The organism is Rhizobacter sp. OV335 (assembly GCF_900142965.1).
Taxonomy (GTDB): Bacteria; Pseudomonadota; Gammaproteobacteria; order Burkholderiales; family Burkholderiaceae_C; genus Rhizobacter.
Genome location: NZ_FRCQ01000002.1, coordinates 204,350 through 217,468, shown reverse-complemented (window position 1 = coordinate 217,468; position 13,119 = coordinate 204,350). Strand labels below are relative to the sequence as shown.

At 67.9% G+C, this 13,119-nt stretch carries 8 protein-coding genes; 7 read left to right on the top strand and 1 reads right to left on the bottom strand.

Annotation, left to right across the window (positions count from 1 at the left end):
* Positions 1-25: 25 nt before the first annotated feature.
* Positions 26-1,123: a polysaccharide deacetylase family protein gene (locus tag BUE42_RS34245; RefSeq protein ID WP_200798892.1), complete on the top strand. Its 1,098-nt coding sequence runs from the start codon at positions 26-28 to the stop codon at positions 1,121-1,123.
* Positions 1,124-1,138: 15 nt separating this feature from the next.
* On the top strand, positions 1,139-2,299 hold the full coding sequence (locus BUE42_RS34240) for a tetratricopeptide repeat protein (protein WP_369822938.1): 1,161 nt from the start codon (positions 1,139-1,141) through the stop codon (positions 2,297-2,299).
* 16 nt (positions 2,300-2,315) lie between these two features.
* Here BUE42_RS34240 and BUE42_RS02820 read toward each other — a convergent pair whose 3' ends face one another.
* Positions 2,316-3,842 (bottom strand): leucine-rich repeat domain-containing protein, encoded by a 1,527-nt coding sequence (locus BUE42_RS02820; RefSeq protein WP_073462577.1) that lies wholly within the window; start codon positions 3,840-3,842, stop codon positions 2,316-2,318.
* A gap of 123 nt (positions 3,843-3,965) precedes the next feature.
* Between BUE42_RS02820 and BUE42_RS02815 the strand changes: the two genes are divergently transcribed.
* From BUE42_RS02815 to BUE42_RS02790, 5 genes are all read left to right on the top strand, one after another.
* Entirely contained in the window at positions 3,966-5,249 is a 1,284-nt protein-coding gene (locus BUE42_RS02815; RefSeq protein ID WP_073462576.1) for a GTP cyclohydrolase II, read from the top strand.
* Entirely contained in the window at positions 5,206-6,462 is a 1,257-nt protein-coding gene (locus BUE42_RS02810; protein WP_073462575.1) for a URC4/urg3 family protein, read from the top strand. The genes BUE42_RS02815 and BUE42_RS02810 overlap by 44 nt, the downstream gene beginning before the upstream one ends.
* A 359-nt stretch (positions 6,463-6,821) precedes the next feature.
* Entirely contained in the window at positions 6,822-9,833 is a 3,012-nt protein-coding gene (locus BUE42_RS02805) for an RICIN domain-containing protein (protein ID WP_083613838.1), read from the top strand.
* A gap of 27 nt (positions 9,834-9,860) precedes the next feature.
* A complete protein-coding gene (locus BUE42_RS34160) occupies positions 9,861-11,780 on the top strand; it encodes a chitosanase (protein WP_083613837.1) in 1,920 nt (639 codons plus the stop codon).
* Positions 11,781-11,794: 14 nt separating this feature from the next.
* Complete coding sequence (locus BUE42_RS02790) at positions 11,795-13,027, top strand: alginate lyase family protein (RefSeq protein ID WP_073462573.1); 1,233 nt, start codon at positions 11,795-11,797, stop codon at positions 13,025-13,027.
* The last annotated feature ends 92 nt before the right edge of the window (positions 13,028-13,119 follow it).

The following is a 13,119-nucleotide window of genomic DNA, read 5'->3' as shown; positions in this document are numbered from 1 at the left end:
CGCGCAGTCGCAGTCGATTGCCGGCTTGAAGCTCGCGCGCCGCGCGAACGAAGACCTGGCCGTGCTGGCCGAGGTGGAGCAGGCCTACGACCGCGAGCTGAAGGACGTGTTCGGCCGCTTCGCGAAGCGCGGCATCGAGCTGCAGCGCGAGAAGTGGGCCGACTACGTGGCCAAGATCTTGAGGCTCTACAACCGCGAGCAGATCCTGAAGGATTTCGCGACCATCGTGCCGTACACCGCGCCGTCGACAAGGTCGGGCGCGAGCGAAGAACCCGATTCACGCGAGATCTTCGGCGGCTCGCTGCCGCCGAAGACGGTGGTGCTGACCTTCGACGACGGCCCGCACCCGAAGTACACCGACGACATCCTCGACATCCTGAAGCGCTACGACGCACCGGCGATCTTCTTCAACCTCGGGCGCAACCTCGGCACCGTCGATGCGCAGGGCCACGCAAAACTGGGCCCGAACGGCGCGGTCGCCAGGCGGGTGCTGGCCGCCGGCCACCAGCTCGCCGACCACAGCTTCACGCACAGCGTGATGGCCAAGCTGAGCGACGACGCGGTGCGCACCGAGACCACCGACACCGAGGCGCTGCTCGATGCCACCGGGCGCCAGCCGTCGTCGCTGTTCCGCTTTCCGTACGGCGCGCGCAACGAGGGGTCGCTCAGCACCGTCGAGGCGCTGAAGCTGCGCTCGATGATGTGGAACGTCGATTCGATGGACTGGGCCGACCCGGTGCCCAAGAGCATCGCCGAGCGCGTGCTGACCGAGGTCGACCGCGCCGGCCGCGGCGTGATCCTGTTCCACGACATCCAGGGCCGCACGGTGCAGGCGCTGCCGCTGGTGCTCGATCAACTGGTGGCCGACGGCTACCGCTTCGCCACCTGGCGCGACGGCAGGTTCGTCGTCAACGCGCCGCGCAAGGCGGCGCCCGATGCGGCGCTGGCGGCGAGCGCCGACACGCTGTACCGCGACAGCTTCGCGCTGGTGGTCGGCATCGACCAGTACGCGAAGTGGCCGCAGCTGCACCATGCGGTGCGCGATGCGCGCGCGGTGCAGGAGACGCTGGTGGCGCGCTTCGGCTTCAAGGCCGAGAACGTGACGGCGCTGTACGACGGCTAGGCGACGCGCGCGAACATCCTGCGCGTGCTGAACGACAAGCTGGCCGATGGCAAGAAGGTGCGGCGCGACGACCGCGTCGTCGTGTTCTATGCCGGGCATGGCGGCACGCGCAAGCTGACGAGCGGGCGCGACGTCGGCTACCTGATCCCGGTGGATGCGTCGCTCGCCGATTTCGCGTCCGACGCGATCTCGATGCCGCAGCTGCAGGAAGTGGCCGAGGCGATCAGCGCGAAGCACGTGCTGTTCATGGTCGACGCCTGCTACTCCGGCCTCGGGCTCACGCGCGGTGGCGGCGCGGGCAGCAGCGCGAACTTCCTGGCCGACAACGCGCGGCGCCTGGGCCGGCAGATGCTGACTGCCGGCGGCGCCGACCAGCAGGTGGCCGACGACGGGCCGAGCGGCCATTCGGTGTTCACCTGGACGCTGCTGCAGGCGCTGAACGGCAAGGCCGACCTGAACGGCGACGGCGTGATCACCGGCACCGAGCTGGCGGCCTACGTGGCGCCGTCGGTCGCGGCGATCGCACGCCAGACGCCGGCCTTCGGCAGCCTGCCGGGCTCGGAGGGCGGCGAGTTCGTGTTCGAGCTGCCGGCCGACCGCGAGGCGCTCAGCGGTGACTCGCCGCAGCTGGATGCCGACGCGAGCAAGCTCAACAAGCGGCTCGATGACGCGAAGACGGCGGCGCTGCAGCCCGGTGGCAAGGGCGCGGCGAAGGACGTGCAGGTCGTCATCAAGAACCTGGAGGGTGGAGACACCAAGCTCTCGACGCCAGCTGCCGCGCCGGTGGCCCCGCGCGTGGCCGCGCAGCGCGCCAACGACCGCGGGCTGGCGCTGTTCCGTGAGCGCCGCTACGACGAGGCCGAGGCGGCGTTCACCGAGGCACTGAAGCTGCAGCCGGTGTTCGCGCTGGCGGCCAACAACCTCGGCTTCGTCTACTTCAAGCGCGGCAAGCCGGCCGAGGCGGCACGCTGGTTCGAGCGTGCGATCGAGATGGACGGCAGCCGGGCGCTCGCCTACCTGAACCTCGGCGATGCGCAGCTGCAGGCAGGCGACGACGCGAAGGCGCTGAAGGCCTACGCGACCTTTGTCGGGCTGGCGCCGAAGCACGCGCGGGTGGCGGAGCTGCAGGGGTGGATCGCAGCGCCGGATGCGGCGCACCGGCCGAAGTTGCCTTGATCTGCATGTTGGAGCGTCACTCCGAAGTAGGGGCCTTCGGGTGTCGACCGGGGGTCGCAGCGATTCTGTCGAGAGTGTCAACGCCCGTTGCACCCATCGCTCCAATGACCTCAACGAGGTGCCCTATGAGGTCGGGGGGGAGCTTGTAGTCGTTCTCTTCGTTCAAAAGCAAGTCGAGAGCGTTGGTCGCATTTTTCACTTGCGCGGTTGACGGGTACTTGTTCAACAGAAGACGCTCCTGCAGCGCCTTGGCCTGCGCCCGCGTGAAGTCGCTGTTGTCAGAAAGGTCCAGCTCCAACAGGCTGTCGTGGCGAATCGCGGCGGGCAGGATGGCCACCAGGTCCTCGGTTGAAAGTTCCGCGTCCGCCAGTTGCAACGACCTCAGGTTCTCGTTGCGTGTGAGTACTTCCGCGATGCGTCGCCCTTGTCCCGTCAGCGTGTTGCCCGAGAGGTCGGCATGTTGCATCGACGGACTGTCGCGCAATTCGGCCAGAATCCTCTTCACAGTGTCCTTGGTCAGGTCGCAATGGGACACGTCGATCGCTTCGAGGCCTGGTTTCCGGATCAACGCGAGCAGGGCGTTGATGCCGGCTTCTTGAAGGATGCAGCGGTGGATCTGGATTCGCTTCAACGATGGGTGACGCAGCAGCGCTTGCAGCAGTTCTGGGCGCGTGATGAAGCCAGTATCCGTCGCGGAATTCAGGTTGATCGACGTGAGTGTCGTGTTGGACCGAAGGACGTTGAGCATTTGCTCGGCTATCGGCAGGTACGCGCCGCCGAAGTGCAGAAGCGTTTTGTTCTTGGCAAGTCCGTCAGCGATGGGTTTGACGAAATCGGCATCGGCAACATCTTTCAGGGGGCGCACGTTGGAGATGTCCAGTGACTGCAGCGTGGTGTTGCGTTCCAGCAATTGACCGAACACCGCGCCATCCTCACAAGCATTGAATGACAAATTAATCGAGAGCAATGTGGTGTTGTGAATCAAAGCCTCCGTGACCTTCCTGATGCTTCGACCCGAGCTTGCGGATGAACCGATGTTCAAGTGTTGCAGGGGCGGGTTCAGTTTCAGAAGTTTGGCAAAAGCTTCGACACCTTCGTCGCCGATGAAATTGTTGTTCACGTCGACCGAGGTCAACAGCGGGAGCGATCCGATCCATTTGGCGAGCCACGCGGCCAGAAACTTCGCATCCTTGCCGGTCAACCTTTGTTCGGGGGGCACTTCATCGGTGTGGGCCAGCTGCAGCGATTGCTGTTTTCCTGGCGCGACGTCCTCGAGTCTCAGGAACAGCCATGCCATGGCCTGAGATTGCTTGTTCTTCAGGCAAAAGCGGGCGATTTCGGCCTGGCTCGTTGCGTTGTCCGGCACGTCGCCGTCGAGCAGGAAGCTCTTGACGCAGCCCGGTGGCAGGGAGGACGCATCAAACTTCTGCAGCGGCAGAGGGAGCCGGCGCAGTGCTTCGACCTTCGACGGCTTCGGCGCCACGTTCGTCTGGAGCAGCGCGCTCGTGATGGATTTGCGAGGGGAGGTGATGATTTTGAACATCGTGTACAGCGATTGATGGGATGACCTGCTGAGTAACGCGATGGCCCAACAGGTTCCCATGTGCGTTACCGAAGTCGTATCCTCGACGCCATCGACCCCCGGTCTTCATCAGGAGCGTCTGCGATGAGTCTCGAGCCCCGAACCGATTCCACCGGCGAGCCGAAGCCCTCCAAGCACATCCGCCTGACCTCCCACCCCGGCCAGCAGGGCCCGTCCGGCGCGCCGGCCATCCACTGGGGCGCCGCCACCGCGGCCGAGCGCGGCCCGATCGTCGGCACCACCACCAACCGCAGCCAGCGCAACGTGATCGGCACGCACAGCGGCTCGTACGGCGTGTACCGCGCCCTCGCCCTCGCAGCCGGCAACCTGAAGAAGGGCCACCGCGCCGACCTCACCAACACCTCGCCCACCGACCTGATCGGCCCGTACCCGCAGTGGTGCGATGCGACGAAGATGGTCTCGATCGATCCGTGGGGCGCCTCGGTCTCCGACGTGTTCGCCGAGCCCATCGCGCAGGGCTACGACATCCGCCCGACCATCGCCGTCACCCAGGCCCACATCCACCTGCCCGAGGTGCGGCAGGCGCTGGCCTTCCAGCGCCTGCAGGTCGACGGCCGGGTGCTGCTGGCCGACAGCTCGGCCGTGGTCACCAAGGTCGCGATCGAACCGGTGTGGTGGCTGCCCGGCGTCGCGAAGCGCTTCAACGTCAGCGAGGGCGACCTGCGCCGCCACCTGTTCGAGGAGACCGGCGGCATGTACCCCGAGCTCGTCACGCGCAGCGACATCGAGGTCTTCCTGCCGCCGATCGGCGGGCAGACGCTCTACATCTTCGGCAACCCGCGCGACCTCGCCGACCCCGGCGTCACGCTGACCGCGCGCGTGCACGACGAATGCAACGGCTCCGACGTGTTCGGCTCCGACATCTGCACCTGCCGGCCCTACCTGACGCATGCGATCGAGGAGTGCATCCGCGGCGCGCAGCACGGCGGCGTCGGGCTGATCGCCTACAGCCGCAAGGAGGGCCGCGCGCTCGGCGAGGTCACCAAGTTCCTGGTCTACAACGCGCGCAAGCGCCAAGTGGGCGGCGACAGCGCCGACAAGTACTTCCTGCGCACCGAATGCGTCGCTGGCGTGCAGGACATGCGCTTCCAGGAGCTGATGCCCGACGTGCTGCACTGGCTCGGCGTGCAGAAGATCCACCGCCTCGTCAGCATGAGCAACGACAAGTACGACGCGATCACCGGCAGCGGCATCACCGTCGGCGAGCGCGTCAAGATCCCCGACGAGCTGGTGCCGGCCGATGCCAAGGTCGAGATCGAAGCCAAGATCGCCGCCGGCTACTTCACCGACGGCAGCGTGCCCGATGACATCAAGCTCGCGGCCACCAAGGGGCGTGGCCTTGTCTAGCCCTGCCGTGGCCGAGCTGCGGCAGGCGTCGACCATCCGCGAGCGCTGCGCCAACATCCTGCGGGCGGTCGGCGAGGGGCGCTCCACGAACTTCACGATCGATCACGCGAAGCTGGCCGATGCGGCGCAGCGCGTCGAGCAGGTCACGCGGCAAAACTACCCCGACCTGCGCATCCCGTACCACAGCCGCTGGCGCCATTTCGAGGCCGGTGGCGTCGACCGCAAGGCCGAGCTCGATGAGCGACTCGCCGGGCTCGACGCCGCGGCGCAGGCCCGTGCGCGCATCGACCTGACCGTCGTCAGCGTGCTGCTCGATGCCGGTGCCGGTGCCGGCTGGCGCTATGCAGAAGCCGCCAGCGGGCAAACCTTCAGCCGCTCCGAGGGCCTGGGCGTCGCGAGCTTCCGCGGCTTCATGCAGGGGCTGTTCTCGAGCGATCCTGCGCAGCCGCTGCGGGTGGATGCCGCCGCGCTGCTGCGGCTCGATGCCGGCGCGCTCGCCGCGATGTTCCAGGTGCGCGACGACAACCCGCTCATCGGCCTCGACGGCCGCACGCTGCTGCTGCGCCGGCTGGGCGAAGCAATGCAGGTGCAGCACGCGAGCTTCGGTGCCGAAGGCCGTCCCGGTGCGCTGTTCGACCGGCTCGCGCTGAAGGCGCACCAGGCGCCGCTCACGGCGCCGCAGCTGCTGCAGGCCCTGCTCGACACGCTGAGCGGCATCTGGCTGGCCGGCAACGAACTCGACGACGTGCCGCTCGGCGACTGCTGGCGCCACCCGCTCGCCGGTGGCAGTGGTGGAAGCGCCGGCTGGGTGCCTTTCCACAAGCTCAGCCAGTGGCTCTGCTACTCGCTGCTCGAGCCCTTCGACTGGGCCGGCGTGCCGGTTACCCAGCTCGACGGCCTGACCGGGCTGCCCGAATACCGCAACGGCGGGCTGCTGCTCGACAGCGGCGTCATCGTCCCGCGTGAGCCGGGCTTCTCGCAGCGTCGTCATACAACCGGCGATGAAGCCATCGTCGAATGGCGCGCGCTCACCGTCGCGCTGATCGACGAGCTGGCGCCGCTGGTGCGCCATCGCCTCGGCAAGACCGTCACCGAGATGCCGCTCGCCTGCATCCTCGAAGGCGGCACCTGGGCTGCAGGCCGCGCCATGGCTCGCGAACTGCGCGACGGCGGCCCGCCGCTCGTGATCGAAAGCGACGGCACGGTGTTCTGAAACCATCGGGTTTCGAGGCCGCCAGCCTTCGGTTTCGTCACGAGACCAAACTAATACCAGATGTTCGGCTCATCCATCGCGATCGCGAATGGATGCCTCGCGATGCACCCGATGCGTGCAGGGAAAGCTGCAACTTTGCACACAACTCGACACCTTGCCGTGGTGTTGCGTAAGGGTTTACCCTGATTTGTCTGATGACCAGGGGTGCTTCAATTGGTCTTGTGGAAGCGTTTCCACTCTGATGGAACGCAACCCCAGCAAGGCCCTCGCGGCGGCCCGCGCAGTATGTCGACGCGAGATCGAATCAACAAGGCAGGGCCGGGCGCCGCAGCGCCCAGGCCGCGAGAGGGTTGGGAACCATGAACAGATTCAAGCTGAGCGCGCTCGCGCTAGCCGCCGGTGTGGCCGCCACGTCGATGGCGCACGCCGACACGATCGTCGCGCCGTACTTTTTCGGTTGGGGCTTCAACAGCACCGACTACAAGTTCAAGAACCTGACCGAAGCGAAATCGCGCGCCGGCATGGACGGCATGACGATCGCCTTCGCGATCTCGAACAACGGCGCCTGCGCCCTCAGCGGAGGCATGGATGCCACGATGAACAACGCGTCGGTGAAGGCCGACGTCAAGGCCTACATCAACAGCGGCGGACGGGTGATCCTGTCCTTCGGCGGCGCCAGCGGCACCTACCTCGAATCGGTCTGCTCGACCGCCAACCTCGTCACGCTGATCCGCCAGCTGTTCGACACGCACGGCACGCGCTCGATCGACTGGGACATCGAAGGCGGCCAGCTCGGCGACACGCGCCTGAACGGCGTGCGCAACGCGGCCATCAAGCAGCTGCAAGGCATCTACCCCGATCTGTACACCTCGTTCACGCTGCCGGTGGATCCGTTCCGCACCAGCTCCGAGCCGGGCGGCCTGCCGCCGAAGGCGCTGGAGCTGATCAAGGGCGCCGTGAGCGCCGGCGTCACGGTGTCGATGGTCAACATCATGACAATGGACTTCGGCACCTACTACAGCGGCGGCAAGAAGATGGGCGACCTGTCCGTCTCGGCCGCGCAGTCGACCTTCAACCAGCTGAAGGCCATCTACCCGTCGAAGACCGACGCGCAGCTGTGGGGGATGATCGGCATCACGCCGATGATCGGCCAGAACGACGAGCCGTCCGAGATCTTCACGCCGGCCGACGCGGTGGTCGTCGCCAACTTCGCGAAGCAGAAGGGCATCGGCCTGCTGTCGTACTGGGCTGCGCAGCGCGACCGCGTGGGCTCGGGCAGCAAGGACGACTTCAGCCGCACGAACACCCGCGACTACGAGTACTGGCAGGCCTTCGCCGCGGCCAAGGGTTCGAACCCGCCGGCACCGGCACCGGCCCCCTCGCCGGCACCCGCGCCCGCACCGGCACCGACCGCCAAGCAGTACACCGTCAAGTCGTCGTTCTCGAACCTGTGCCTGGACATCGCTGGTGGCAGCACCGCCGACGGCGCGAAGGTCGTGCAGCAGAACTGCACCGGCGTCGCCTCGCAGGTGTTCTCGTTCGTGCCCGACACCAGCGGCACCTACCGCATCGTCAACCTGAACAGCGGCCGCTCGCTCGACGTGACCGATGTGTCGACCGCCAACGGCGCGCTGATCCAGCAATGGGCCAACGGCGGCGGCTCGAACCAGCGCTTCGCGCAGCTCGCCGATGCCTCCACCGGCACGGTGCGCCTGCAGGCCGTGAACAGCGGCAAGTGCATCGACGTGAAGGACTGGAACAGCGCACCCGGCGCCGGCATCCAGCAATGGGATTGCAGCGTCAACGCGAACCAGAAGTGGGCGCTGATCCCGGTGACGAATGGGCCGACGACTGCGCCCGCTCCGGCTCCCGCGCCGACGCCGGCCCCCGCACCGGCTCCGGCTCCCACGCCTGCGCCGGCCCCCGCACCGACGCCTGCCCCGGCACCTGCACCCGCCCCGGCCCCGACGAGCTGCGCGGCCTGGACCGAAGGCATCACCTACAACGTCGGCCAGGTCGTCAGCTACCAGGGCAAGCAGTACAAGGCCCTGGTGACGCACACCGCGTTCGCCGGCGCCAACTGGAACCCGGCCGCGACGCCGACGCTGTGGACGCCGACGAGCTCGTCGTGCGGCCCGTCGCCGGCTCCGGCACCCGCCCCGTCGCCCGCACCGGCTCCGGCACCTTCGCCGGCGCCCGCCCCCGCACCGTCGCCTGCCCCGGCACCGGCTCCGGCCCCCGCACCGAACGGCACGCTGACGCTGCCTGAAGCGCTGAAGGCCGTGCAGACCAAGCGCGTCTACGTCGGCTATTACCCGACCTGGAGCGACAACTGGTTCGACGCCACCGGCAAGACCGCCAACGACGTCTACAAGGCCAGCAAGTTCGCGAAGGTGCCCGCCACCTACACGCACGTGATGGTGTCGTTCGCCGACCCGAACTTCTCGTGGGCCGGCATCAACACGAACAGCTTCTCGGGCACCGGCATCACCTTCAGCGCCTCGCCGAAGGACATCAAGGCCGCGATCGACGTGCTGCACCAGCGCAACCAGAAGGTGATCCTCGCCGTCGGCGGCGCCACCTACAACAACTGGGGCCCGCTCGCGGCACAGGGCGCAGCCGGCAGCGGCTCGATCATCAATGCCCTCGCGAAGATCCAGACCGAGATGGGCTTCGATGGCCTCGACGTCGACTACGAGGCCGACGGCGACGTCGACCGCTACGCCAACTCGATCAAGGCGCTGCGCAAGGCGGTCGACCTGGCCGGTGGCGGGCGCGTGCTGACGCTGGCCGGCTGGTCGAGCGGTGCGGACTGCACCTCGGGCACGACGGCCGACCCGGCCTGCGCCGGCAAGATGTCGTACTGGGGCGGCAACGCCGGGCGCGAGCGCGGCGTGGTGCTGAAGTACCCGGCGACGGCAGCAATGCTCGACCTGGTCAACGTGATGAGCTACGACGCCCGCTACGAGCACTTCGACGGCATCGTCGCGTACAACCAGTACCGCTCGCTGTTCCCGTCCAAGACCATCGTGTCGATCGGCCTGGAACCGTCGCCCGAAGGCTGGGCCGGCGGCATGCTGGTGGTGAACGATGCCGACGCGCAGTGCACCGGCTCGCGCAACCTGCAGGACCAGTACGGCGTCAACCTGAACCAGCCGTACTCGGTGCAGCGCTACACCAATGCGGTCGCGAACGGTACGGCGGCCAACCGCAATGCACGTGACGGCGCAATGCTGTGGGCCATCATCAAGACGGGCGGCGGTTCGTGCGGCAGCGCACAGCTGGCCACGCCGGGAACGGTCGGGCAGAAGGTGGGCGCCACCTTCGGGCTGACGATCGATCCGCTCCTGCAGACCTCCGACTGGAAGTAAATCCTCCAACCCATCCAGGAGCACACCATGAACACCAGGCAATCCAAGCTTTCGAAGCGCTACCACCTCGCCCGCCTGCCGCTCGCCGTCGCGATGAGCAGCGCCTTCCTCGCCGCCTGCGGCGGCAGCGATGGCAGCAGTGCCCCCGACGCCGCGGCGGCTGAAGGCCACGAATCCGCGCAGGCCGCCCGGGCCAGCACGGCCGGCACCATCACGCTGGCCAGCGGCATCTACACGATCGTCAATGCCCAGAGCGGCAAGTGCGTCGACGTGGCCGGTGCCAGCACCGCCGACGGCGGCCGGCTGCAGCAGGCCAACTGCAACAAGAACGCAGCCCAGTCGTTCGAACTCAGCGATGCCGGCGACGGTGTCTACAAGCTGGTCAACGGCGGCAGCGGCAAGGCGATGGACGTCGCGTCGGCGTCCACCTCCGACGGCGCGGCGCTGCAGCAGTGGGTCGACAACGGCACCAGTGCGCAGCGCTTCCGCATCGAGCACCTGGGCGGCGACCGCTTCCGGCTGGTGAATGCCGGCAGCGGCAAGTGCGTCGACGTGACCGGCGCCTCGACGGCCGACGGCGCGGTGCTGCAGCAGCTGTCGTGCAGCACGAGCGGCGGCCAGGCGTTCCGCTTCCTGCCGCGCGCCGGCAACGTCACCGCCGCGGTCGCGGTCGGCATCTACGAGGTCAAGTCGGTGGAGTCGGGCCTGTGCCTGGACATCGCCGGCGCCAGCACCGCGAACGGTGCCAAGGCCCAGCAGAGCGCCTGCGCCGATGTCGGCTCACAACGCTTCGAGCTGCGCGCCGAGACCGGCGGCAGCTTCCGCCTGGTCAACAGCGGCAGCGGCAAGTCGCTCGACGTGACCGACGTGTCGACCGCCAACGGCGCGCTGATCCAGCAATGGACCACGGGCGGCGGCGACAACCAGCGCTTCGCGATCGCCGTGTCGGGCGCGGGCTACTCGATCAAGGCCCGCAACAGCGGCAAGTGCGTCGACGTGAAGGACCACAGCATGGTGGCCGGCGGCGGCATCCAGCAATGGGACTGCGGCACCGGCGCGAACCAGCAATGGAAGCTGACCGCGGTCGGCGCGCCTGCACCGGCTCCGGCGCCCGCACCGGCACCCGCTCCGGCGCCTGCCCCCGCACCCGCGCCGGCTCCTTCGCCGGCCCCGGCTCCCGCGCCTGCACCGGCCCCTGCGCCCGCTCCGGCACCCGCCCCGGCGCCCGCACCCGCCCCGGCTCCGTCGTCGGCCGACCTGAGCGATGCCCGCAAGAAGGACATCGCGATGCAGATCGTCTCCAGCGCCGAGAACTCGTCGCTGAACTGGAAGGCGCAGTACGCCTACATCCAGGACATCCATGACGGCCGCGGCTACACCGCCGGCATCATCGGTTTCTGCTCGGGCACCGGCGACATGCTGGAGGTGGTGCAGGAGTACACCAACCGCAAGCCGGGCAATGTGCTGTCGAAGTACCTGCCGGCGCTGAAGAAGGTGAACAACACCGAGTCGCACGCCGGGCTCGATCCGAACTACACCGGCGACTGGAAGACCGCCGCCGCCGACGTGGTGTTCCAGCAGTCGCAGGACTACGAACGCGACAACGTCTACTTCAACCCCTCGGTCAGCCGGGCCAAGAGTGACGGCCTGCGCGCACTCGGCCAATTCGCCTACTACGACGCGGCCGTGATGCACGGCTATGAAGGCGCGATGAGCGTCCGCAAGGCGGCGATGGCCAAGGCCAAGACCCCCGCCCAGGGCGGCGACGAGGCGACCTACCTGAACGCCTTCATGGATGCCCGCGTGGTCGAGATGAACAAGGAAGAGGCCCACAGCGACACGACGCGCGTCGACACCGCGCAGCGCGTGTGGCTGAAGGCCGGCAACTTCGACCTCAACACGCCGCTGAACTGGAAGGTCTACGGCGACAGCTACAGCATCAAGTGAGCGAGGAGATCCGCATGAAAAGCAACCAAACCATGACCCGGCGCCTAAGGGGGGCCCTCGCCCCGCTCACGCTGGCCCTGCTGGCGGCGTGCGGCGGTGGCAACACCGGCGAAGAAGACGCGGCGCAAGCGTCGGCCTCCGACGACAGCGCCCAGGTGGCCGACGCGCCGACCGACGACGCGTCGGTGGCCCGCGAAGGTGCGAAGGCCATCACGCCGACCACCTTCCGCCACCCCGGCATCTTCCTGACGCAGGCGCGGCTCGACAGCTTCAAGGCCGCGCAGAACTCGGCCAACCCGAGCGTGCTGAAGACCGGCTACCAGGTCGTGATGAACGACTCGCGCAGCGCCTACACCTACTCGCACAAGGCCTTGTCCAACGTGCAGGTGGTGGGCAGCGCGATCGGCGACCAGGAGGCGCGCTTCAAGAACGACGCGCAGGCGGCCTACCTGAACGCGCTGCGCTGGGTGAAGACCGGCGACGTGCGGCACCGCGACAAGGCGGTCGCGATCCTGAACGACTGGGGCAAGACCTTCCGCACCTTCTCGGTGGCCTCGGGCACCAACGCGGCCCAGGTGCAGCTCGAGGCGGCGTGGATGCTGCCGGTGTGGGTCAGCGCGGCCGAGATCATCCGCCACCACAACAACGGCGAGGCCGGCTGGGCCCAGGCCGACATCACCACCTTCAGCGGCTTCGTCGACCGCCAGTACACCGAGGCCGCGAAGGCGCGCACGCGGGTGAACAACTGGGCGGTGTCGGCTGGCCTGGCGATGATGGCGGCCGGCGCCTACCAGGACAATCCGACGCGCTACGCGGCGGGCCTGCAACGCGTCACCGAGATGATCCCGCTGTCGGTCTTCTCGAGCGGCGAGGTCAACGAGCTGAAGGACCGCGACTGCACCCACCCGCAGTACAACCTCGAAGGCCTGGCGCAGGCGGCCGAGATCGCGGTGATCCAGGCCGGCGACACCTCGGTGTGGCTGTGGAAGGCCTCGGGCGAGACCACGCCGCGGCTGGCCAAGGGGCTGGAGTACATGGCGAAGTCGCTGCAGAGCGGCACCGGCGTGCGCAACTGCAAGGGCCAGCACCTGGAGGCCGGCTACATGGACATCGCGGTCAACGGCTACATGAACCGTGGCGTCGCGATCCCGAATTTCCAGGCGCTCGCGAAGGCGCGACGCCCGGACGGCAGCTCGATGCAGTTCCTCGGCTTCACGACCGCCACCCACGGCCGCGACGACTACTGACCCCCGGAACCGGGCGGTGCCGGACACAGTCTGCGACCACCTCGAATCGGCCCTGCACAAGCTCCAGACTATGATCCGAGCCAATTCGGTAG

Coding starts and splice junctions, on each gene's coding strand:
- BUE42_RS02790 (WP_073462573.1), top strand. CDS start 11,795: ATGAAAAGCAACCAAACCATGACCCGGCGCCTAAGGGGGGCCCTCGCC.
- BUE42_RS02815 (WP_073462576.1), top strand. CDS start 3,966: ATGAGTCTCGAGCCCCGAACCGATTCCACCGGCGAGCCGAAGCCCTCC.
- BUE42_RS02810 (WP_073462575.1), top strand. CDS start 5,206: ATGACATCAAGCTCGCGGCCACCAAGGGGCGTGGCCTTGTCTAGCCCT.
- BUE42_RS02805 (WP_083613838.1), top strand. CDS start 6,822: ATGAACAGATTCAAGCTGAGCGCGCTCGCGCTAGCCGCCGGTGTGGCC.
- BUE42_RS02820 (WP_073462577.1), bottom strand. CDS start 3,842: ATGTTCAAAATCATCACCTCCCCTCGCAAATCCATCACGAGCGCGCTG.
- BUE42_RS34160 (WP_083613837.1), top strand. CDS start 9,861: ATGAACACCAGGCAATCCAAGCTTTCGAAGCGCTACCACCTCGCCCGC.